General features: G+C 64.8%; 23 protein-coding genes. 3 read left to right on the top strand and 20 right to left on the bottom strand.

What is annotated here, in order from left to right; translation table 11 throughout:
- Positions 1–54: 54 nt before the first annotated feature.
- Positions 55–990, top strand: a complete 936-nt coding sequence (gene fmt, locus CFR78_RS06860; protein WP_034929222.1) for a methionyl-tRNA formyltransferase — start codon at positions 55–57, stop codon at positions 988–990.
- Positions 983–1,810, top strand: coding sequence for a tRNA pseudouridine(38-40) synthase TruA (gene truA, locus CFR78_RS06855; protein ID WP_007399187.1), 828 nt, complete (start codon positions 983–985; stop codon positions 1,808–1,810). Before fmt ends, truA begins: the two co-directional genes overlap by 8 nt.
- Before the next feature lie 121 nt (positions 1,811–1,931).
- On the opposite strand, the gene CFR78_RS06850 is transcribed toward truA, so the two are convergent.
- From CFR78_RS06850 to rpmH, 9 genes are all read right to left on the bottom strand, one after another.
- Positions 1,932–2,573 carry a hypothetical protein gene (locus CFR78_RS06850; protein WP_007399186.1) on the bottom strand — a complete coding sequence of 214 codons (642 nt, stop codon included), beginning with the start codon at positions 2,571–2,573 and terminating at the stop codon, positions 1,932–1,934.
- Positions 2,573–3,730 carry a succinyl-diaminopimelate desuccinylase gene (gene dapE, locus CFR78_RS06845; protein WP_084149626.1) on the bottom strand — a complete coding sequence of 386 codons (1,158 nt, stop codon included), beginning with the start codon at positions 3,728–3,730 and terminating at the stop codon, positions 2,573–2,575. The genes CFR78_RS06850 and dapE overlap by 1 nt, the downstream gene beginning before the upstream one ends.
- Positions 3,731–3,753: 23 nt before the next feature.
- Entirely contained in the window at positions 3,754–4,602 is an 849-nt protein-coding gene (gene dapD, locus CFR78_RS06840; protein WP_007399184.1) for a 2,3,4,5-tetrahydropyridine-2,6-dicarboxylate N-succinyltransferase, read from the bottom strand.
- A gap of 122 nt (positions 4,603–4,724) precedes the next feature.
- Positions 4,725–5,630 carry an acetylglutamate kinase gene (gene argB, locus CFR78_RS06835; protein ID WP_007399183.1) on the bottom strand — a complete coding sequence of 302 codons (906 nt, stop codon included), beginning with the start codon at positions 5,628–5,630 and terminating at the stop codon, positions 4,725–4,727.
- Positions 5,631–5,702: 72 nt separating this feature from the next.
- Positions 5,703–6,374, bottom strand: coding sequence for a ribosome biogenesis GTP-binding protein YihA/YsxC (gene yihA, locus CFR78_RS06830; RefSeq protein ID WP_034929215.1), 672 nt, complete (start codon positions 6,372–6,374; stop codon positions 5,703–5,705).
- A gap of 11 nt (positions 6,375–6,385) precedes the next feature.
- A complete protein-coding gene (yidC, locus tag CFR78_RS06825; RefSeq protein ID WP_034929212.1) occupies positions 6,386–8,140 on the bottom strand; it encodes a membrane protein insertase YidC in 1,755 nt (584 codons plus the stop codon).
- Positions 8,140–8,436 carry a membrane protein insertion efficiency factor YidD gene (gene yidD / locus CFR78_RS06820; protein WP_110581047.1) on the bottom strand — a complete coding sequence of 99 codons (297 nt, stop codon included), beginning with the start codon at positions 8,434–8,436 and terminating at the stop codon, positions 8,140–8,142. The genes yidC and yidD overlap by 1 nt, the downstream gene beginning before the upstream one ends.
- Entirely contained in the window at positions 8,433–8,783 is a 351-nt protein-coding gene (gene rnpA / locus CFR78_RS06815) for a ribonuclease P protein component (RefSeq protein ID WP_034929207.1), read from the bottom strand. Before rnpA ends, yidD begins: the two co-directional genes overlap by 4 nt.
- Positions 8,784–8,859: 76 nt before the next feature.
- Positions 8,860–8,994 (bottom strand): 50S ribosomal protein L34, encoded by a 135-nt coding sequence (rpmH, locus tag CFR78_RS06810; RefSeq protein WP_007399178.1) that lies wholly within the window; start codon positions 8,992–8,994, stop codon positions 8,860–8,862.
- A gap of 152 nt (positions 8,995–9,146) precedes the next feature.
- Between rpmH and CFR78_RS06805 the strand changes: the two genes are divergently transcribed.
- Positions 9,147–9,374: a hypothetical protein gene (locus CFR78_RS06805; protein WP_166498127.1), complete on the top strand. Its 228-nt coding sequence runs from the start codon at positions 9,147–9,149 to the stop codon at positions 9,372–9,374.
- 15 nt (positions 9,375–9,389) lie between these two features.
- Here the strand turns inward: CFR78_RS06805 and gloA are convergent, their stop codons facing one another.
- The 11 genes from gloA to uppS form a co-directional block, all read right to left on the bottom strand.
- Positions 9,390–9,779, bottom strand: a complete 390-nt coding sequence (gloA, locus tag CFR78_RS06800; protein WP_007399175.1) for a lactoylglutathione lyase — start codon at positions 9,777–9,779, stop codon at positions 9,390–9,392.
- A 16-nt stretch (positions 9,780–9,795) separates the two neighbouring features.
- Positions 9,796–10,668: an LpxI family protein gene (locus CFR78_RS06795; protein ID WP_034929201.1), complete on the bottom strand. Its 873-nt coding sequence runs from the start codon at positions 10,666–10,668 to the stop codon at positions 9,796–9,798.
- Positions 10,658–11,509 (bottom strand): acyl-ACP--UDP-N-acetylglucosamine O-acyltransferase, encoded by an 852-nt coding sequence (lpxA, locus tag CFR78_RS06790; protein ID WP_007399173.1) that lies wholly within the window; start codon positions 11,507–11,509, stop codon positions 10,658–10,660. Before lpxA ends, CFR78_RS06795 begins: the two co-directional genes overlap by 11 nt.
- Positions 11,510–11,639: 130 nt before the next feature.
- On the bottom strand, positions 11,640–12,125 hold the full coding sequence (gene fabZ, locus CFR78_RS06785; protein ID WP_007399172.1) for a 3-hydroxyacyl-ACP dehydratase FabZ: 486 nt from the start codon (positions 12,123–12,125) through the stop codon (positions 11,640–11,642).
- 94 nt (positions 12,126–12,219) lie between these two features.
- Positions 12,220–13,305, bottom strand: a complete 1,086-nt coding sequence (gene lpxD / locus CFR78_RS06780) for a UDP-3-O-(3-hydroxymyristoyl)glucosamine N-acyltransferase (protein ID WP_371440422.1) — start codon at positions 13,303–13,305, stop codon at positions 12,220–12,222.
- Positions 13,306–13,315: 10 nt separating this feature from the next.
- Entirely contained in the window at positions 13,316–14,173 is an 858-nt protein-coding gene (locus CFR78_RS06775) for an OmpH family outer membrane protein (protein ID WP_007399170.1), read from the bottom strand.
- Between the two features lie 7 nt (positions 14,174–14,180).
- Positions 14,181–16,598, bottom strand: coding sequence for an outer membrane protein assembly factor BamA (bamA, locus tag CFR78_RS06770; RefSeq protein ID WP_007399169.1), 2,418 nt, complete (start codon positions 16,596–16,598; stop codon positions 14,181–14,183).
- A gap of 192 nt (positions 16,599–16,790) precedes the next feature.
- Positions 16,791–17,900, bottom strand: a complete 1,110-nt coding sequence (gene rseP, locus CFR78_RS06765) for an RIP metalloprotease RseP (protein ID WP_034929194.1) — start codon at positions 17,898–17,900, stop codon at positions 16,791–16,793.
- Positions 17,901–17,948: 48 nt separating this feature from the next.
- On the bottom strand, positions 17,949–19,106 hold the full coding sequence (gene dxr / locus CFR78_RS06760) for a 1-deoxy-D-xylulose-5-phosphate reductoisomerase (RefSeq protein WP_034929190.1): 1,158 nt from the start codon (positions 19,104–19,106) through the stop codon (positions 17,949–17,951).
- A 44-nt stretch (positions 19,107–19,150) separates the two neighbouring features.
- A complete protein-coding gene (locus CFR78_RS06755) occupies positions 19,151–19,993 on the bottom strand; it encodes a phosphatidate cytidylyltransferase (protein WP_083824476.1) in 843 nt (280 codons plus the stop codon).
- The gene (gene uppS, locus CFR78_RS06750) at positions 19,977–20,651 is read right to left on the bottom strand and encodes a polyprenyl diphosphate synthase (RefSeq protein ID WP_237701102.1); all 675 of its coding nucleotides are present in this window, start codon (positions 20,649–20,651) and stop codon (positions 19,977–19,979) included. Before uppS ends, CFR78_RS06755 begins: the two co-directional genes overlap by 17 nt.
- Positions 20,652–20,657 lie beyond the last annotated feature (6 nt).

The raw sequence follows: 20,657 nt of genomic DNA, 5'->3' as shown, positions 1-20,657 counted from the left end.
GCCTTGGGTTTTCTACAAAAAGGGTCCGGCCCAGCCTGAACGGACCCCAACGCCATGCGACTGGCCTTCATGGGCACGCCCGATTTTGCCGTGCCCGCCCTTCGCGCCCTGCACCAGGCCGGGCATGACATCGTAACCGTGTACAGCCAGCCCCCCCGCCCCGCGGGCCGGGGCAAGAAGCTGCGTCCCTCCCCCGTGCAGCAGGCGGCGGAAGAACTGGGCATTGCCGTGCGCACCCCGCTCTCGCTGCGCCGCAATGCGGAAGAACACGCCCATTTCCGCAACCTTGACCTTGATGCCGCCGTGGTGGCCGCCTACGGGCTGATCCTGCCGGTGAACATGCTTGAAGCCCCGCGTCGCGGCTGCCTGAACATCCATGCCAGCCTGCTGCCGCGCTGGCGCGGTGCCGCCCCCATACAGGCCGCCATCCTGGCGGGGGACAGTGAAAGCGGCGTCACCATCATGCAGATGGACGCAGGACTGGATACAGGGGCCATGCTGCTGCGCGACCATGTGGCGCTGACGCCGCGCACCACCGCCACCACGCTGCATGATGACCTGGCGGCCATGGGGGGGCGGCTGATTGTCGAGGCCCTGCGCCAGCCCCCCCATCCCGGCACGCCGCAGCCCGATACGGGCGTAACCTACGTGCAGCGCCTGAGCCGGGAGGACGGACGCATCGACTGGCGGACCCCGGCCACCACCATTGACCGCCAGATCCGTGCCCTGACCCCGTGGCCGGGCACCTTTACGGTACTGGACGGCACGGTCATCAAGATCGGGGCGGCGGAAATCGCACCGGGCGGCACACGGGCAGCCCCCGGCACCGTCATGGATGACCGGCTTCATGTTGCCTGCGGGGATGGCACGATACTGCGCATCACCCGCCTGCAGCGCCCCGGGCGCGGCATGATGGAAGCCGGTGATTTCCTGCGCGGGCAGGCCATCGCACCCGGTACACGACTGGGCATGGAGCAGCCCGATGCCTGACAGCACGCCTGCCCTCTCCCGTCCGGATGATGCCGCGCCCCCGTCGGTCTGCCGCTGGGCGGTGCTGATGGAATATGATGGCCGTGGTTTTGTTGGCTGGCAGCGCCAGAAAACGACCGGACTGCTGTCGATACAGGGCCTGCTGGAAGATGCCGCCACCCGCCTGACCAATGGCCACGACGTACGCAGCATTACCGCAGGCCGCACCGATGCGGGCGTGCATGCCAGCGGACAGGTCGCGCATCTGGACTTTCCGGCCGATGTCACCCTGTCCAGCGCCACGGTACGCGACGGGCTGAACTTCTACATGAAGCCCCACCCGGTTGTGGTGCTGATGGCCCGTCCGGTCCTGCCACAGTGGAATGCACGGTTTTCCGCCATTTCACGCGCCTACCGCTACCGTATCCTCAACCGCGCCGCCCGCCCCGCGCTGGAGGACGGACAGGTGTGGCATGTCCGCGCGCCGCTGGACGTGGACGGCATGCGGCAGGCGGCAGCCCATCTGCTGGGCCGGCATGACTTCACATCCTTCCGCGCCACGGCCTGTCAGGCACGCAGCCCCGTCCGCACGCTGGACCGGCTGGATGTGAAGCGTGAAGGGGAATACGTGGTCATTGAAGCGGCGGCCCGCTCCTTCCTGCACCATCAGGTCCGCAACATGGCGGGCACCCTGAAACTGGTGGGCGAAGGCCGCTGGGAGCCCGCACAGGTCGCGCATGCCCTTGCCGCGTGTGACCGCCGCGCGGCTGGCCCCACCGCCCCACCGGAAGGGCTGTGCCTGACCGGCGTGGGTTACGCTGAAAACCCCTTCAGCCGCTGAATAATCCATTGATGAAAAGCAAGGGAAGTGTCTGGGTGCCGCCTTTTTCAAAAAGGCGGCATGCTTCGAAGCTTTTTGAAAAACGCTTCACCAAAACCTTCTGATCTGCTGGCAGACGGGTTTAGTGCGCAGCACCCTGCTGCACCAGCATCGGGTACAGGAATTCATGCCACGCACGCTGCCCCGGTGAGAGCAGGCCGGTCAGGAGCACCAGCAGCCCAAGGCTGCCAAGGATGGCCAGAACCAGCACCACAGCCTGCCCCCGGCGCAGCAGCAGGCCGATACGCGCCACATACCAGGTCAGCCACAGGCTGTAGGCAAACTCCACACCATTGAGGATCATCGCCCCCATGGCGGATTGCAGCAGCCTGGGGGATGCCAGCGCCATGAGCAGCGCCACCCCCAGCCCCACGAACAGCGTGACCCAGTCCGTCCACCACGTGGCGGTGATATAGCGCGGCCACAGCGCCTCGCGCTTCCAGCGATGCGCCAGGCTATAGGTCACCACGGCGGGCAGCAGGATCAGACACAGCGCGAACAGCACCTTCACCCCGCTTATGGCCTGCGGGGCATAGCCGATGGTCAGCCCCCCCAGCACCAGCCACAGTGCCAGCCGGGGCGCCAGGGCCGACAGCACGGCATCACGCGTGCCGCCAAAATAGGTGATGCCCTCCGCCCGGCCACGGCCCAGCAGCAGCATTCCCTTCAGGATACCGCCAAACCCCGCCGCGCTGGGGCCGGGAGATGCGCCGCGATCAGACATCAATGCATTACCTTTTCCAGAAAACCGGTATAAATCGCCGTCAGCTGCCGCAGGTCCGTCAGGCTGACATGCTCGTCCGTCTTGTGCATGCTGGCACCCACCAGCCCGAATTCCGCAACGGGACAGTAACAGGCGATGAAACGGGCATCGGACGTACCGCCCCCCGTGTCCAGCCGGGGAACATGGCCGGTAACCGCCCGTACGGACGCCCGCAGGGCCTCCACCGCAACCCCCGGTTCGGTCAGGAAGGATTCACCGCTTATGGAGATGTCCACCCGTGCCCGGGGCGCATGACGGGCTGCCACCGTGCGGAGCCAGCCCGCAAGGTCAGCCCCGGTATGCAGGTCATTGAAGCGGATGTTCAGCCGGGCCTCGGCCTGTGCGGGAATGACATTGGTGGCCGTGTTGCCCACGTCAAGGCTGGTGACCTGCAGGCTGGAAGCCTCGAACCAGTCACTGCCGCCATCCAGCGGGGCGGCGGTCAGCTCATTCAGTAGTGCCAGAAGCCGGTGGACCGGGTTGTCCGCCCGGTGCGGATAGGCCACATGCCCCTGCGTGCCCGGCACGACAATACGGGCGTTCAGGCTGCCCCGGCGGCCGATCTTGATCATCTCCCCCATGCCGGCGGGATTGGTCGGCTCCCCCACCACGCAGAAATCGGGGATCTGGTCATGTTCCGCCATCCATTCCAGCACGCGCACGGTGCCGTTGGTGGCGGGGCCTTCCTCATCGCCGGTAATCAGCAGACTGATCGACCCCGGCGGCGTGCCCACCTTATGGAGATAGAGCCGGACGGCGGCAACAAAGGCGGCGATGCCCCCCTTCATGTCGCACGCACCGCGGCCAAACAGGATACCGTCGTGGATCTCCCCGCCAAAGGGGTCATGGCACCACTGCGCCGCATCCCCCACCGGCACGACATCCGTATGCCCGGCAAAGCAGATATGGGGCTGCGCCGTGCCCAGGCGCGCGAACAGGTTGGGGGTGTGCGCGCTCCCCTCCCCGAACGGCAGCATCGTCACACTGAAACCGATCCGTTCCAGCACGGCGGCCAGGGTCTTGATGGCGCAGCCGTCATCCGGTGTTACGGACGGGCAGCGGATCAGGTCACGCGCAAGGGTGACGACGCCACCGGGGTCCTGCTGCGTATCCGTCATGGCGCCGTCCGTCATGATGCCGCTCAGCCGCGCAGCAGGTCGTTGATCGAGGTCTTGGAGCGCGTGCGTTCATCCACGCGCTTGACAATCACCGCGCAGTCCAGTGACGGCAGCGGCCTGCCATCGGTGCTGGTGGCCTGGCGCGGCGGCAGCGTGCCGGGCACCACGACGGAATAGGCGGGCACGCGGCCCATGAACACCTCGCCCGTGGCACGGTCCACGATCTTGGTGGACGCGCCAAGGAAAACCCCCATGGACAGCACGCTGCCCCGCTCGACCACAACGCCCTCGGCCACTTCCGAACGGGCACCGATGAAGCAGCCGTCCTCGATGATGACGGGGGCCGCCTGCAGCGGCTCCAGCACGCCACCAATGCCCACGCCACCGCTGATATGGCAGTTCTTGCCAATCTGGGCGCAACTGCCGATCGTGACCCAGGTGTCGACCATCGTGCCGCTGTCCACATACGCGCCGGCATTGACGAAGCTGGGCATCAGCACCACGCCGGGTGCTATGAAGGCGGAGCGGCGCACGATGGAACCGGGCACGGCGCGGAAACCGGCATCGGCAAACGTCGCCTGGTCCCAGCCCGCGAATTTCAGCGGTACCTTGTCATAGCTGGGCGCGCCCGCGCCACCGCCTTCGACCAGGCGGTTGTCGTTCAGGCGGAAGGAGAGCAGCACCGCCTTCTTCAGCCATTCATTGACGGTCCAGCCCCCTTCGCCGGGTGTTGCCACGCGCAGCCTGCCGGAATCCAGCGCCAGCAGCGCGGTCTCGACGGCTTCACGGTCAGCGCCGGTGGTTGCAGTGGACAGCGTCTCGCGACGCTCCCACAGGGCCTCGATCTGGCTCCGGAGGGATGTATCGGTCATATCGGTAAAATCCTGTCTGGGGCGGGATCCCTGCGGCCTGCGCCGGGTGCCCCCGCCTGTACTGATTGCCTGCGGACCATGCGAAGGATCGGGGCCGATGTCAACGCATGGTCCGGGTATGGCTACGCGCCGCGGATCAGGGTGCCCGGCCCGGCTTCGGTAAACAGTTCAAGCAGGCAGGAATGCTGCACCCGACCATCAAGGATGACAGCCGCCTTCGCACCCGCGCGCACGGCTTCAAGGCAGGTTTCCACCTTGGGGATCATCCCGCCCGAGATCATGCCGCTGGCAATGCCACGGCGCGCGTCCTCTGCCGTAAGCTCCGGGATCAGCCTGCCATCGCCATCCAGCACACCGGGCACATCCGTCAGCATGAGCAGGCGGCTGGCACTGACTGCCCCCGCAATCGCACCGGCGGCCGTATCGGCGTTGATGTTATAGGTCTCGCCCTGCTCACCCGCCCCAATGGGGGCGATCACCGGAATCAGGCCCGAGCCGGACAGCGCGTAGATCACGCGCGGGTCAATGCGCGCGGGTTCCCCCACAAAGCCAAGATCGAGCATCCGGTCGGTTTCCACCCCGTTCTCCCGCGCGCGGCGCAGCAGGCGGCGCGCGGTGATCAGCCCGCCATCCAGGCCCGAAATGCCAACCGCCAGCGCACCGGCGCGGTTGATCAGCCCCGCCACCTGCTTGTTCACCTTGCCCGCCAGCACCATCTCGATCACATCGATCATGGCGGCATCGGTCACGCGCAGGCCATCAATGAAGGTGGATTCAATCTGCAGGCGCCTGAGCATGGCGCTGATCTGCGGGCCGCCGCCATGCACCACCACCGGGTTCACGCCCACCTGCTTGAGCAGCGCGATGTCATGGCCGAACGCGGTGGACAGCGTGGTATCGACCATCGCGCTGCCACCATATTTCACCACCACGGTATCACCCGCATAGCGCCGCAGGTAGGGCAGCGCCCTGGCCAGAACCTCGGCCCGTACCTGTGCTTCCCGGTCGCCCGGTCCTGTTGCTGTCATCCGAACGGTCCCTTCGCTCCTGACGTGTCATCCATCCTGCCGCCATGCCGGGGCAGTCCCTGATCGGGATGGCTATGCCGGCGGGTTGGCCAGCCGTGCAAGTTCCGCGCGCAGATCCTCGATCCCCAGCCCCGTTTCGCTGCTGGTGGCCAGCACATGGGGAAAGGCCGCCGCATGCGTGGCCACGATCTCGCTGACCTCACGCAGCTTGGCCGCCAGCGCGTTCGGCTTGGGCACGTCGCATTTGGTCAGCACCACCTGGAACGTCACGGCCGCGCGGTCCAGCATCTTCATGATTTCCCGGTCGCTTGCCTTGACCTCCACCCGGCTGTCCAGCAGCAGCACCACACGGCGCAGCGTCGGCCTGCCGCGCAGGTAGGAAAACATCATGCCCTGCCAGTCTTCCTTTACCGCCCTGGCGGCCTTGGCAAAACCATAGCCGGGCATGTCCACCAGCGTCAGGCGGTGGGCCATCTCGAAAAAATTGAGCTGCTTGGTCCGCCCCGGCTCCGAGGAAGCCCGCGCCAGCGCGCGCCTGCCGGTCAGCGCATTGATCAGGCTGGACTTGCCCACGTTGGAGCGCCCGGCAAAGGCGATTTCGGGCAGGATCGGGTCGGGCAGCTGCCCAAGCTTCTGCGCGCCGAATACGAAGTTGAATTCCCCCGCGAACAGGACGCGACCGGTTTCCCGGTCACGTTCCACTTCTTCGGGTGTTGGTGTGGAGGAGGAAAATTCCACCGTCATGCTCCGCGTATCTATTTCTTCCTGGCCGGAAGCTTGGGCTTCGCAGGCGGCGGCACGGCAGGCGTGCTTTTATTCATGCGGCGCTGGATCAGGGTCTGCTGCGCCATGGTCAGCAGGTTGTTCCAGCAATAGTAGATCACCAGCCCCGACGGCTGCCGCGCCATGAAGAAGGTAAAGATGATCGGCATGAACTGGAACATCTTCTGCTGCGCGGGGTCTGCCGTGGGCGTGGGGTTGAGCCGCATCTGCGCGAACATGGTCAGGCCGAAGGCAATGGGCCACAGGCCAAGCTGGAGCATGGGCGAGATGACCGACGGATTCCACGGGATCAGGCCGAACAGGGTGAACAGGTTTGTCGGGTCGAACGCCGAAAGGTCATGGATCCAGCCGAAGAAGGGCGCGTGCCGCATCTCGATCGTGACATACAGGTCCTTGTACAGGCACCAGAAAACCGGGATCTGCAGCAGCATGGGCAGGCAGCCGCTGGCGGGATTCACGCCTTCCTGCTTGTACAGCCCGATCATCTGCTGGTTGAGCGCCATCTGGTCATCCTTGTAGCGCTCACGCAGGGCTTTGATCTTGGGCTGGAGCTGGCGCATCTTGCCCATGGAATGGAACTGCTTGGTCGCCAGCGGGAAGAACAGCGCCTTGACCAGCAGCGTGAACGCCATAAGCGCAAGGCCAAAATTGCCCAGCATGGTGTTCAGCCAGTCCAGCACCGTGAAGATCGGGCGTGTCAGGAACGCGAACCAGCCAAAATCCACCGCTTTCCAGAAATCGGGGATATGCAGGCTGGACTCATATTTTTCCAGCAGCGGCACTTCCTTCGCGCCGGCAAAGACATGGCTTGCGGTGCTGGCCTCGCCGCCCGCCGCCACCACCAGCGGCGCGCGCGCGGTAAAGCCGACATCATAGGTGCCCTTATCCCCATTGCCCGCACCCTGATAGGCATAGGTGCCTGCGACATCGCTATCCTGCTGGGGAATGACGGCGGCCAGCCAGTATTTGTCGGTAATGCCGGCCCAGCCGCCCTGGCCTGCCTTGGTCCAGGCAATATTGCCCGGCGGCACGGCGCCCTTGCGCAGCGACTTGTAGGAACTTTCATCCAGCCGGTGGTCAATGACGGAAATCGGCCCCTCATGCACAAGGTAGCCCCCCGTCTCGACCGGGGTATAGCCCCGTTCCACGCGTGAGAAAGGATAGAGCGAGACCGGCTCGCCCCCATGGTTCGTCACCTTCTGCGTGACCGAGAACATGTAGTTCTGGTCAATCGCGACGGTGATGCTGAACATCTGGCCCTGCCCATTGTCCCAGCTCAGGGTGACGGGCCGGGCCTGGGTCAGGCTGTCATGGTCGGCGGTCCACAGCGTGTTGGCATCCGGCACGGCCACATGGCCACCGCTGACATTGGCCCAGCCGACTTCCACCAGGTTGGGCTGCTCCTGCCCGCGCGGTTCCAGCACGCGCACCAGCGGGCTGCCGTTCTGCACGGTCTCATGATAATTCTTGAGCACAAGGTCATCAAGACGCGCGCCGCGCAGATCGAGCGAACCATGCACGCGGTCGGCATCGATCGCCACGCGCGGGTCCGGCTGGTCGGAAGCGGATGGCGCCGCGGCCGTCACCGGGGTGGACGCCGGCGGCGCTTCCGGCGCGGGGGCCTGCTGCTCGACCGTCTTATGGTTCTGCTGTGGCAGGAAATATTCAAAACCGACCAGCACCACGGCAGACAGTGCCGTTGCCACCATAAAACGCTTGATATCCATCAGCGACCCGCCAGACTTTTACTGTTTTTCATGGAGTCATGCATGTCACAGCCGCAGGCCGTGCCGGGAACGGGATCGTGCCCACCCGCATTCCACGGGTTGCAGCGCAGGATGCGCCAGCCCGCCAGCACACTGCCCCGCATTGCCCCATGGTGGGCAATCGCGTCGCGTGCGTAATGACTGCATGAAGGAGTGAAACGGCAATGCGCGCCCCATATGGGGCGGATCACCAGCTGATACGCGCGGATGCCCGCACGCAGCATATGGGCAAGTGGACTGAGGGAAGACGCCGTCACGATTCTTCCTTCACCCCCGCCTTGCGCAGGGCCTTGCGGTAATCGCCCATCAGGGCGTCAAACCGCCGCCCGCATGTGCCTGACCGGCCAATCACCACGATGTCGACGCCCCTGAGCGCCTTTTCGCGGCCCAGAAGCCGGACCACCTCACGCAGGCGCCGCCGCACGCGGTTACGCACGACGGAATTACCCACTTTCTTGGTAACGGTAAAACCGTACCGGGCTGCTTCCGTGTCGCCGCGTTCAAGCGCCTGAAGCACCAGCCCCGGCGCGGGCGCCTTGCGGCCCTTGGCCGCAACCCGCAGGAACTCGGCGCGTTTTTTAAGGCGCGTGGACTGATCGGCCACTTTCAGCCGCCCCTGTTATAGAGACATTCATGGCCCCGGGCAGTGTCATGCCCGGAACGTACAGACGTCACCTGCCTCAGGCAGAAAGACGCTTGCGGCCTTTGCTGCGACGGTTTGCAACAACTTTGCGGCCACCAACGGTTTCCATACGCGAACGGAAGCCGTGGCGACGCTTGCGGACCAGCTTCGAGGGTTGATACGTGCGCTTCACAACGGCACTCCCAGATTGACAATGACAGACAGGTTACGGAAATAAGTCTACCGGGCACCGCATGACGCGGATGCCCCGAGCGGCGCCTTATACTGCCGCTTCGGGGCAACGTCAATGCTGATACCCATCTGCGCCACAACCGGATGATTTACATGACCAGCCCCGCCAGCGACTCTGCCCCGTCCCGTGATGAAACGCTGCGGCGGCATATCCATGACATTCGCGGCCATCTCTCCCCCGCCATGCTGCGCGCGGATTCGCTGGCCCTGAGCCAGGACGAACGCACAAGGCGGGCGGCACAGGATATCCTGACCGCACTGGATGCCGTGACAAGGGAACTGGGCATCATGCGCCGCCTGCTTGCCCGCCCCGCGCCATAAGGCCGGGGCCGGGCATCAGGGCTTCTGGATCAGTTCGATCTTGTAGCCATCCGGGTCTTCAACAAAGGCAATGAAGCTCGTGCCGAATTTGACCGGTCCCGGCTCGCGCGTGACCTTGCCGCCGCCTTCGCGCACCGTTTCCACCACCGCCTTCACATCCGGCACGCCCACGGCAAAATGGCCGAACCCCGTACCAACCGCGTAGCCATCATCCTGGCCCCAGTTATAGGTCAGCTCGATTTCCGCCTGGCCGGAGGCATTGTCACCGTACCCGATGAACACAAGGGTGTATTTCCCTTCCGGCACGTCCCGGCGGCGCAGTTCATGCATGCCCAGCAGGCGGTAGAAATCAAGGCTGGCCTCAAGGTTGCGCACGCGCACCATCGTATGCAGGTAAGTTCCCATCCGGCGTTCTTCCCTTTCAGGTTATCTTTTCGTCCCCACCACCAATGCCGGTCAGGAAAAGACCGGCCTCATCGGCCATGGCAGTACATGCGGCGGGATCGGTGATCAGCGTAGCACCTGCTTCCATGGCAATGCCACGCAGGCCCGCGGCCATGGCGCCTGCGATCGTGCGCGGGCCGATGGTTGGCAGGTCGGCCCGGCGTTCCTGCCCCGGCTTGGCCATCTTGACCAGAACGCCACCGGGGCGGTCGGGTTGCCGCAGGGTGGCCACGCGCTCGAGCATCCTGTCGGTGCCCTCCAGCGCCTCGACCGCCAGCACAAGCCCCCCCTGCACCACGCAGCCCTGGCCGATATCAAGCTGGCCCAGCTGCCGCACGACATGGCGGCCAAGGGCAATATCGGCGCGCGCCGTGGCATCGGGCGTGAGCGTGCCCAGCGCACCGGGACGGGCAACCGAACCGGGCAGGTATTCATGCGCGCCACGGATGGTGAAGCCTTCTTCCCCCAGCACGCGCACGATGGCCCCCAGAAGCCCGTCGTCTCCGGCAAACAGGGCCTTGCCGATGCGCGTGAGAATGCGCGCGCCCGCGGCATCGGGCCGCAGGCTGACAAGGGATGGCCGCCTGACCGGCCCGATCAGCACAAGGTCACGGCAACCGTGCTCATGCAGGGCGGACAGGATCTCGCCCGCCGCCGCCAGCCGGACCATGCGGTGCGGCCAGTGCCCGATTACTTCAGGTTCCGCAAAACCCTGGAACCCTATTATGAAAACACGCCCGCCCGCCCGTTCCACCGCGCGCGCGACCTGGCCCGGCAGCGGCCCGCCACCGGCCAGAATACCGACACACGCCCCATGAAGCCGGCCATCGGGCAGGACTTCAGGCGCCATCGCTCTCGATCATGTCCCCACTCTGGACACGCACCAGACCGCGATGGGTGGGGGCTGCGATAAAATCAAGGATCTCGACCACGCGCGGGTCATTGCCATAGGTCTGGCGGACATGCTCAAGCCGGGTCTGGAAAACCGCGTCCGTAGCATGGGCGGCCTTGGGATACAGCGCCCGGAAAGCCTGTCGCATGCGGCGGATCTCGTCAGGCTGCACGCCATTGCGGCGCAGCCAGATCCAGTGCAGCCCCACCAGACGCGCCCGGTTACCCAGCACGCTGCCATAAGGGATGACATCGGCCTCGACCCCGCATACGCCCCCGACCAGCGCCGCATGGCCGATCCGCACGAACTGGTGAAGTGCAGCCGCCCCCATGATGCGCGCGCCATCGCCAATCACCACATGGCCACCCATGACCACGTTGTTGACGATGATGACACCACGCCCCAACGTGCAGTCATGCGCCACATGGGAATTGGCCATGATCAGGCAGTCCGGTCCGATACGGGTCACGCCGGTGCCGGTTGCCGTACCACGGTGGATGGTCACGTTCTCACGGATGATGGTACGCGCGCCGACCACGCAGGCCGTCGGCTCGCCTCGGTATTTCAGGTCCTGCGGCGCCATGCCCACGGTGGTGAAAGGGTAGCACACCACGCCCTCACCCAGGGTGGTATGCCCGTCGATCACCACATGGGAGATCAGCTCGACATTTTCCCCGATCTCCACATCCGGGCCGACCGTACACCACGGGCCGATCCGCACGCCGCGCCCGATGCGCGCACGGCTGGAAACGATGGATGACGGATGGATTTCGGGCGGTTTTCCACGCCGTTCATCCATTTGGTGACCGTCAGATGAACTTCCTGCCAGAATAGCCTCCATCCCCGCAAGTAACTATGGCCTGCAGAACCGGCGCAGGCTGCGGGCGCGCCCCGGGGCGCACACCCCACCTAAACAACCGCGTGCGGGATCAACCCATGATCATGGCGCTGAATGTCGCCTCGGCGACAGATACGCCATCCACGCGCGCAATACCCTTGAATTTCCAGACATTGGCGCGGCTGCGTTCTTTTTCGACATGAATGCGCAGCTGGTCGCCCGGCCCCACGGGTCGGCGGAATTTGGCGCCGTCGATGGTCATGAAATAGACCAGCTTGCCCTCGAACGCCGGCCCCAGCGTCAGCACCACCAGACAGGCCGCGGTCTGGGCCATCGCCTCGATGATCAGCACACCCGGCATGACCGGCCGCGCCGGGAAATGCCCCTGGAAATGCGGCTCGTTGACCGTGACATTCTTGATGCCAACCGCCGACTGCCCCAGCGTGATGTCAACCATGCGATCAATCAGCAGGAACGGGTAGCGATGGGGTATCGCTTCCATGATCCGCATGATGTCGATCGATTCCAGAACTGCGGGCGTTGCGTCCGCTGGCAGTGCCTCTACTTCTTTATCCACGTCGTCCAACCACTTGTTCGGTCAGGAGCGCTGGCCTGCCAACAGTCGGGACAGGCCGGTTCCTACCGGTTGAATATCTGATGGAAACAGGCAATCAGGCCCTGTCGGCCTTTTCCCCGGCTCCATCCTGCGTCGTTTTCTTGGCCATCCGGCGCAGGAAGGCCACATTGCGGAAAAACTCCCGGAACGGCATGGCCGGACTGCCAATGACATCCGCCCCGGCCTCCACATCGGACATGACACCGCACTGCGCCCCGATCCGCGCCTTGGTACCGATCTTGATATGCCCGATCAGCCCGGCCTGGGCCGCGACCGTTACAAAATCACCCAGCTCGGTCGAACCGGAGATGCCCGCCTGGGACACGACGATACAGCAGCGCCCCAGCCGCGCATTATGGCCAATCTGCACCAGATTGTCGAGGCGTGAGCCCGCGCCGATCACCGTATCGCGCATCGACCCGCGATCAACGGTGGAGTTGGCGCCGATTTCCACCCCGTCCTCCAGCACGACCAGGCCAAGCTGCGGCACGCTTTCAAAGCCTTCGGGCGTTACGGCAAAGCCAAACCCGTCCTGCCCGATCCGCGCGCCGGGCAGGAGTGTCACCCGCTCCCCCAGCAGCGCATGCGATATGGCGACATGGGCGCCAATGCGGCACCGTGCCCCGATCCGCACGCCCGGGCCGATACTGACATGCGTGCCGATATCCACGCCCGCCCCCACCTGCACCCCGTCCCCCAGCACGGCAAAGGCACCGATGGCGGCGGTGGGATCGATCACGCACCCGGTCCCGATCACGGCAGTCGGGTGGATGCCCGGATTGACCGGCGGCGGCGGGTAGAACAGGGACGCAATGCGCGCCCAGGCCTGGTACGGCGTTCTGGATACCAGGGCCGCGGCGTGAGGAGGCACCTTGTCGGCAAAGGCAGGGGCGACAATGACCGCCCCGGCCCCCGTTCCCGCCAGCAGGGGCAGGTAGCGCCTGTTGTCAAGAAAGCTTACCTGCCCGAGCGTGGCGGACTGCAGCGGCGCGATGCCGGTAAAGCTGCCGGGGGCCGCCGAACCGTTCACTGCGGCCCGCAGTTCCGCACCGCCATGGCGTGCCAGTTCCTCCAGCCCGAATGGCCCATGCCTTGTAAAAAAACGTGGATCGCCTGGTATGTTATCCGGCGTCACTGTCATGAAGCGGACCTTAATGCTTGGCGGGAGCGACGGAAGCCGGTGCGGCGGCAGGCCTGTCGGCATCGGCCGTGGTCGGCATGGTGCCGGACTTGGCCAGCACTTCCGGGTCCACATTCGCGGCGGGAATGAACACGGTAGGCAGCACCGCGTTCAGCTGGGTCGCCACCTGCTGGGTGATGTCGAGGCTTTCCTGGCTCAGGGCCACCTGTTCACGGTGCAGCACCAGGTTCATGCCCCGGCTGGCGGCAAGCTGGCGGATGATCTGGACAAGCTCGCGCTCGATCTGCCCGAGCGAGACCTGTGCCGCTTCCTGGATGATGCGGTTGCGGTTGCGGAAGTCCTTCTGCGCCGCGATCACACGTTCCTGCAGCTTGCGCTCGCTGGTCTGGATCTGGTCGGACGACATGGTCTTGGCCTGGCCCTGCAGCTTCTGCTGCTCGTCGCGCCATCCGGCCTGCTCCTTCTGCGCCTCACGCGCCAGATCGTCACGGCGCGCGCCCAGCACACGCTCGGCCTGCTGCGCCGCGCTGGACAGCCGCATCACTTCCGGCACGCTGATCACGCCGATGACCGGCGCGGGCGGCGGCGCGCTCTTGGGCACATCCGGGGCCTTGGGCACCGGCGGCACGGGCAGGATGGGCGGATTCTGGGGCTGGGCGTCCTCGCTGTCGGCAGGGGCGGCAGGCAGGGCGACGGGGGCTGGCGCGGCTTCGTGCTGGGGCGCATGGGCGGCGGGCTGGGCGGCCTTGGGCACGAACCAGCCGGCATTCCCGCCACTCCCCTGGGCATGGGCGCCCTGTACGATCACGGTTCCCCACCCGATCAGAGCGGTTGCGGCAAGCAGACGGATGCCGGATTTACGCAACATTATCACCTCAGAATTGTTGGCCGAAGCCGAAGCGGAGCAACTGGGTCCGGTCGTTCGTGCCCTTGTGCAGCGGAACGCCCAGATCGATGTTCACGAGACCGAACGGACTTTTCCATGCAATACCCACGCCGGTCGAGACCACCGGCGTCAGCGTATCGTCATAGACAGGGGTATATTTGGGCCAGTCCTTCATGGATGTATAGCGGCGGCGCACGCGCAGCCCGTCCAGCCCGCCCATATCCACGAAGTAGCGGCCCTTAATCCCCATGGCCGATGCAAACGGAATGGGGAAGTCCACCTGCGCGGACGCGGTATACATGAACCGTCCGCCCAGGAAGTCCTGCTGTGAGTGCATGACGTTACCGTCACGCGCGGGAATGGCGTAGCTTCGTGGGCCGACACCACCATCCATGAAGCCGCGCAGCGAGTTGCCGCCCAGATAGAAGTTGTCGATGATGTCGCTGCGGCCACCGCCCCAGTTCATGATGTCACCCGCACCCGCACGGAAGCTGACGGTCCAGTCATGGTTGCCCATGATGCTGTCCAGCGGGATGTAGTACGCGGCATCCACCTTGCCACGCAGGTAGCGCTCATTGCCACCGATACCGGCAAAGTCACCGCCCACACGTACCACGAAACCTTTATGCGGCTGCTGCCTGCGGTCGCGTGTATCGTATGTCAGTGTGGTGCTGAGCTGCGACAGCAGGGACCAGCCATTCTGGTCATGGATGTAATAGGACGAATCCGACCACGTATCCCCGATGTCACGATCGGTCAGCGTATAGCTCCACGACTGCGACAGGTGGTTGTTATAGGAATACCCCATGCGCAGCGTCATGCCGATACGCGCTTCGGAATAGCTCTGGTAGGTCATGTAGCGGTTCTGGATACCGAACAGGTCGATGCCCGCCACAAGGTTGCGGTTGAGGAAATACGGATCGGTAAGCGAAATGTCCGCCTGGTCCTCGTAATACGCGGCCGTTCCGGTAAAGCCCGCGTCAATACCCGTGCCCAGCAGGTTATGCTGCTTGAGGCCAAGGTTGCCCAGCACGCCGGCATCGGTCGAGTAACCACCACCCAGCGAGAACTCGCCCGTCGGCTTTTCCACCACATCGGCCGAAATATTGACCTTGTCCGGCGCCGAACCGGGGGTCTGGTCGATCGAGACGGTCTTGAAGAACCCGAGATCCTCCAGGATCATCTTGGAATACTTGCGGTCCAGCGGGGTGTACGGATCACCTTCGGCCATCGGCAGCTGGCGGCGGATCACCTTGTCCTCGGTAATGGTGTTGCCGTTGATGTCGATGCGCTCGACATACATCCGCGGCCCCTCGCTGATGTCAAACAGCAGGTTGACGGTATGCTTCTCGGGGTTGCGGGCAATTTCGGGATGGACCATGGCGAAGGGATAGCCCTTGCCCTGCAGCATCTCCTGCATGTCCGTGGCATTGTGCTGGATGGCCGAGCCATCGTACCACTGATTGTGGAACAGGGAGATGTATTTGCGCATGGACTCCGCGCTGACATGGCGCAGCGACGAACGCACATCCATCTTGTTCAGGCGGTAGCGCGGGCCTTCATCCACCGTATAGGTGATGTAGAAGCTCTTTCGGTCGGGCGAGAGTTCACCCGTCGCGTTCTTGACCTGAAAATCGACAAAGCCGTTCTTCAGGTAGAAACGATGCAGCAGTTCCGCATCGTATTTCATGCGTTCGGGGTTGTACTGGTCACTGGAGGCGAAGAAGCGGTACCACGCCGTCTCCTTCGAAGAGACGACACCGGCCAGCGCCGCCGTGCTGAACGCACGGTTGCCGACGAAGCTTACCTTCTTGATCAGGGTTTTCTGCGCTTCGTTGATGTGGAAGATCACATCGACACGGTTATGCGCAAGGCGGATGATCTGCGGCGTCACGGTTGCGGCGTAGCGCGCCTTTTCCGCGTACACGCCCAGGATCTTCTGCCTGTCAGCCGAGATTCCCTGCGGGGAATAGACCGCGCGCGGACGCAGCGAAATGACCTTCGTCAGGTCCTCGTCCTTGGCGGAATGATTGCCTTCAAACACGATGCGGTTGACGATCGGGCTTTCGACCACATGCACTTCCAGCACGTTGCCCACGCGCTTGAGCGTCACATCATGGAACAGGCCGGTGGCGTAAAGGGTCTTGAGCGAACGATCAAGCAGGTCCTGATTGAACCGGTCACCCGGCTGGACAACCATGTAGGACAGGATGGTGCTGGTCTCGATCCGGCTGTTGCCCTTGATGTCAACCGCCTCGATCGGGTCTTCAAGCGGGGGCGCCTTGATCGCTTCGACCGCGGGTTCCTGCTGGTCCACACCGGACACCGGCGCCATGTCCCCACCGAATGGCGTGTTCTGTGCCGCTTCATCCTGCGCATATGCCCCGGCCGTCCAGAACAGCGGCATAAGGCAGGCAGACGCAAGCAGCGCTGAACGTTTACTCGACAAAATCGCTATTCCTCACCACTCGGCATGCGGATCAGCCATGCATTGAGACCGGATGGAGGGCCGGCTCCCTTCCTGTCATGTATCAGCTTTCGTGGCGGACCTATCCGATATACGCCACCGTGTGCAAGCACTTGTATCACTCCGTGCATCTTACCCCTGTCCGGCACGCGAAGCGAGCCACTGAAACAGGCCAAAATGTGACAGATCGTTAAAGGTTGAAAACAGGAACAGCCCCGCAATAAGCGCGAAGCCGGCCTGGAAGCTGATCTCCTGCACCCGACGGGAAACGGGCCGGCCCAGAATAGCCTCAAAAATATAAAATACCAGCCGACCCCCATCAAGAATCGGCACCGGAAACAGGTTGATCAGGCCAAGGTTGATCGACAGCAGCGCCATGAACGAGACCAGGCTGGGCAGCCCGTACTGCGCCACCTGCCCCGACATCTGGGCAATGCGCAGCGGGCCGCCAAGATCCCTGGTGCTGTGCTGGCCGGTAATCATCTGCCACAGCCCCTGCAGCGTCTGGACCGAGACGTTCCAGGTTTCCCTTACCGCCGCGACGAACGCGGCGGGCAGCGATCTGGGGCTGCCCATTTCCATGGCGAAGGAGACACCGATCTGCCCGTGCGGCGCGCCCCCCTTCTCCGCTACGCTGCCGATATGCACGGGCAGCGTCGTATCCGCATCCCCCCGGTGCACCGTAAGCGTGGTCTGTGCGCCCGCCTGCCCGCCGACAAAGGACTGCAGGTCGGCCACGTCGCGCACGACATGGTCGCCCACGCGCAGGATCACGTCACCCTTTTCCACCCCGGCGGCTGCGGCGGCGCTGCCGGGCACGACCTGTGCCACCTGATTGAGGATATGCGGCTGCCCCACGGTGGCGAACAGCCCGGTGAACAGGACGATGGCAAGCAGGAAATTGAAAACCGGCCCCGCCATGATCACGATCGCCCGCGACAGGACCGGCTTGTCATGGAAGGTACGGCCGGATTGCCAGGCGGCCTTCTGCTCCTCGGTCGCGTCTTCCGGCCCCTCGAATCCGTGCGGGCGCACATAACCGCCCAGCGGCACCGGACACAGCCGCCATTCCGTACCCACGCTGTCATGCCAGCGCAGGAGCGGACGACCGAACCCGATCGAGAACACCTCCACATGCACCCCGCGCCAGCGCGCGGCAAGGTAGTGACCCAGTTCGTGGATGAAAACCAGCACCCCGAGCACAAGGGAGAAGGCCAGAACGGTCCGTATCAGATCATGCATGAACGCTACGCTATCTCCCGATGGCCCGAAACGCCATCCAGAATCATGTCAGGCCGCGCGGGCCACGGTGCGAAGACGCGCGACACGGCGGGATTCCGCATCCCAGTGCAGCACGTCCTCCAGCGTGTCGGCCCGCTGCGCACCGATGGAGTGCATCACATCCTCCACGATCCGTGCAATATCCAGAAACCCGATTTCGCGCTTCAGGAACGCCTCGACCGCGATTTCATTGGCACCGGACAAAATGGCGGGCATGGCGCCACCCGCGCGCAGGGATTCGCGCGCAAGGCGCAGCGCGGGAAAGCGGACCTCGTCCGGGGCTTCGAAATCAAGCCGCGCCAGCGTCGCCAGGTCCAGGCGGGGCGAATTGGTGGCCATGCGCCTGGGCCAGGCCAGCGTATGGGCGATGGGAATGCGCATGTCGGCCGAGCCAAGCTGGGCCACGACCGAACCGTCGGTATACTGCACCATGCTGTGCACGATCGATTGCGGGTGCACGACCACGTCCAGCCTGTCTTCCGTCACGTTGAACAGGCGGGCGGCCTCGATCAGTTCCAGCCCCTTGTTGAACATGGTGGCGGAATCGATGGTGATCTTGGCCCCCATGCTCCATGTCGGATGCTTCAGGGCCGCTTCGAGCGGGGCCTTCTCCATCTCCTCCAGGGTGGCACGACGGAACGGGCCGCCCGAGGCTGTCAGGATGATCTTCTCGACCTGGTCCACCTGCTTGTCCGCCATGGACTGGAACACGGCATTATGCTCGGAATCGACCGGAAGCAGTGTTGCGCCCGCCTCTTCCACGGCCCGCAGCATCACATCGCCCGCGCAGACCAGCGCTTCCTTGTTGGCCAGCGCCACATGGGTGCCGTTGCGCACGGCGGCCAGTGTCGGCTCCAGCCCGGTGGCCCCGGTAATGGCCGCCATGGTCCAGTCCACCGGCAGGCTTGCGGCCTCGATCACGCCGGCACGGCCACCGGCGGTCTCCACGCCACTGCCCGCAAGCAGGCTTTCCAGTTCCGGCAGCAGGCTTTCATCGGCAATGACGGCGCGGCGCGCACCCAGCGCGCGGGCCTGTTCCGCCAGCCTTGCAACATTACGGCCACCGACCAGCGCGCCGGTACGGAACTGATCGGGCGCCTGCAGCAGCAGGTCCACCGTGGAACAGCCAATGCTGCCCGTGCTGCCCAGAACGGAAACTGTTTTCATTCTTGTGTCATTCCCCAAAACTGTTCATGGCCGGGACCATGGCTTCAGTGCAGGCCCACATACCAGAAAGCGGCGCCACCCGCTGCCCCCAAAGAAAGCAGTGCCGCCACGGGAGCCGCCACCAGCAGGCCATCAAAACGGTCCAGCAGGCCACCATGGCCGGGCAGGATGGTGCCGGAATCCTTGACCCCCCGCGCCCGCTTGAGTGCACTTTCCGCCAGATCCCCCACCTGCGCCGCAATGGCCACAAGGCCGCCGAACACGGCGCCACGCCACAGGGCACCGGGTTGGGCACCGGGCATCAGGGCCGCGACCGGCATGCCCGCCACCACGGCGCAGCACAGCCCGCCAATGGAGCCGGACCATGTCTTGGCCGGGGAGATGCGCGGCGCAAGCTTGGGGCCGCCGAACAGCCGGCCCGCCATATAGGCCCCGGTATCACTCAGCGCCACACAGGCAACAAGGAACAGCACGACCCCCGCACCCGGCTCGCTCATGTAGCGCAGCCACAGCAGCGACAGCCCGGCACAGCCAATGGCCACCTGCCCCGCCCACAGCGCAGGCCCAAGTACAAGCCCGGCCGCCATGACCAGCAGCGCGCCGCCCCAATGCCCGGCCACGGCCGCAATACCCATGGCCGCCGCCCATGCCAGACACAGCTGGCCACGCCGCACATCCAGCCCGAAGCCGAACATGCGCGCCCATTCCGCCGCCATGCCCGCCATGGCCAGCACGATCATCGCGCCATAGACCAGCCCCCCCAGCCACACGCAGAGTGCGGCAAGCGGCACCAGCACGGCGGCGGACAGCACGCGCGCACGCAGGTCCTTCCAGTTGCCCGATGGCGGCGGGGGCGGGGCGGGCGTTCTGTCAGGCTGGTCGGGCACCGAATCGCCTTTCACGCCGTGAATAGATGTTCAGCACGGTATCGAAATGCGTCTCGTCAAAATCCGGCCAGGGAGTATCCAGGAAAACCAGCTCGGCATAGGCCGACTGCCACAGCAGGAAATTGGACAGGCGGCATTCCCCGCTGGTCCGCACCACAAGGTCCGGGTCGGGCATGCCCGCCGTCAGCAGCGCGCCCGCGAATGTGGCCTCATCGATATCGGTCGCGGCACGCTCGCCCCGCCCCACCGCCTGCGCCAGGCGGATGGCGGCCTGCACGATATCGGCTCGCCCGCCATAGGAGAGCGCAAGCACCAGCACCAGTCGGGTATTGGCCGCCGTGACCGTTTCCGCCCGGCGGGCTTCTTCCTGTATATCTACGGGGAAGCGGGCCAGGTCACCGATGAAGCGCAGGCACACCCCCTCACGCGACAGTTCGGCCACCTTGTGGCGCAGGTAGTAGCGCAGCAGCCCGGTCAGGTCAGCGACCTCACCCGGTGCCCGCCGCCAGTTTTCAGATGAAAAGGCATAAAGCGTGACCCATCCCACCCCACGGCTTATGGCCGCGCGCACGGTGCGCTGCACCGCATCCGCCCCGGCACGGTGCCCCGCCAGCAGGGGCAGGCCCCGCGTGCTGGCCCACCGTCCGTTCCCATCCATGATGAT

It is taken from the genome of Komagataeibacter rhaeticus, from assembly GCF_003207855.1.
GTDB classification, from domain to species: Bacteria; Pseudomonadota; Alphaproteobacteria; order Acetobacterales; family Acetobacteraceae; genus Komagataeibacter; species Komagataeibacter rhaeticus.
Note: the sequence above shows the minus strand (reverse complement) of the source record. Positions and strands in the feature narration are given on the sequence as shown.

Excerpts from the sequence above, each read along its gene's own strand:
- fmt (WP_034929222.1), top strand. The coding sequence starts at position 55 with ATGCGACTGGCCTTCATGGGCACGCCCGATTTTGCCGTGCCCGCCCTT.
- truA (WP_007399187.1), top strand. The coding sequence starts at position 983 with ATGCCTGACAGCACGCCTGCCCTCTCCCGTCCGGATGATGCCGCGCCC.
- CFR78_RS06850 (WP_007399186.1), bottom strand. The coding sequence starts at position 2,573 with ATGTCTGATCGCGGCGCATCTCCCGGCCCCAGCGCGGCGGGGTTTGGC.
- dapE (WP_084149626.1), bottom strand. The coding sequence starts at position 3,730 with ATGACGGATACGCAGCAGGACCCCGGTGGCGTCGTCACCCTTGCGCGT.
- dapD (WP_007399184.1), bottom strand. The coding sequence starts at position 4,602 with ATGACCGATACATCCCTCCGGAGCCAGATCGAGGCCCTGTGGGAGCGT.
- argB (WP_007399183.1), bottom strand. The coding sequence starts at position 5,630 with ATGACAGCAACAGGACCGGGCGACCGGGAAGCACAGGTACGGGCCGAG.
- yihA (WP_034929215.1), bottom strand. The coding sequence starts at position 6,374 with ATGACGGTGGAATTTTCCTCCTCCACACCAACACCCGAAGAAGTGGAA.
- yidC (WP_034929212.1), bottom strand. The coding sequence starts at position 8,140 with ATGGATATCAAGCGTTTTATGGTGGCAACGGCACTGTCTGCCGTGGTG.
- CFR78_RS06805 (WP_166498127.1), top strand. The coding sequence starts at position 9,147 with ATGACCAGCCCCGCCAGCGACTCTGCCCCGTCCCGTGATGAAACGCTG.
- gloA (WP_007399175.1), bottom strand. The coding sequence starts at position 9,779 with ATGGGAACTTACCTGCATACGATGGTGCGCGTGCGCAACCTTGAGGCC.
- CFR78_RS06795 (WP_034929201.1), bottom strand. The coding sequence starts at position 10,668 with ATGGCGCCTGAAGTCCTGCCCGATGGCCGGCTTCATGGGGCGTGTGTC.
- lpxA (WP_007399173.1), bottom strand. The coding sequence starts at position 11,509 with ATGGATGAACGGCGTGGAAAACCGCCCGAAATCCATCCGTCATCCATC.
- lpxD (WP_371440422.1), bottom strand. The coding sequence starts at position 13,305 with ATGACAGTGACGCCGGATAACATACCAGGCGATCCACGTTTTTTTACA.
- CFR78_RS06775 (WP_007399170.1), bottom strand. The coding sequence starts at position 14,173 with ATGTTGCGTAAATCCGGCATCCGTCTGCTTGCCGCAACCGCTCTGATC.
- bamA (WP_007399169.1), bottom strand. The coding sequence starts at position 16,598 with ATGCCGCTGTTCTGGACGGCCGGGGCATATGCGCAGGATGAAGCGGCA.
- rseP (WP_034929194.1), bottom strand. The coding sequence starts at position 17,900 with ATGCATGATCTGATACGGACCGTTCTGGCCTTCTCCCTTGTGCTCGGG.
- dxr (WP_034929190.1), bottom strand. The coding sequence starts at position 19,106 with ATGAAAACAGTTTCCGTTCTGGGCAGCACGGGCAGCATTGGCTGTTCC.
- uppS (WP_237701102.1), bottom strand. The coding sequence starts at position 20,651 with ATGGATGGGAACGGACGGTGGGCCAGCACGCGGGGCCTGCCCCTGCTG.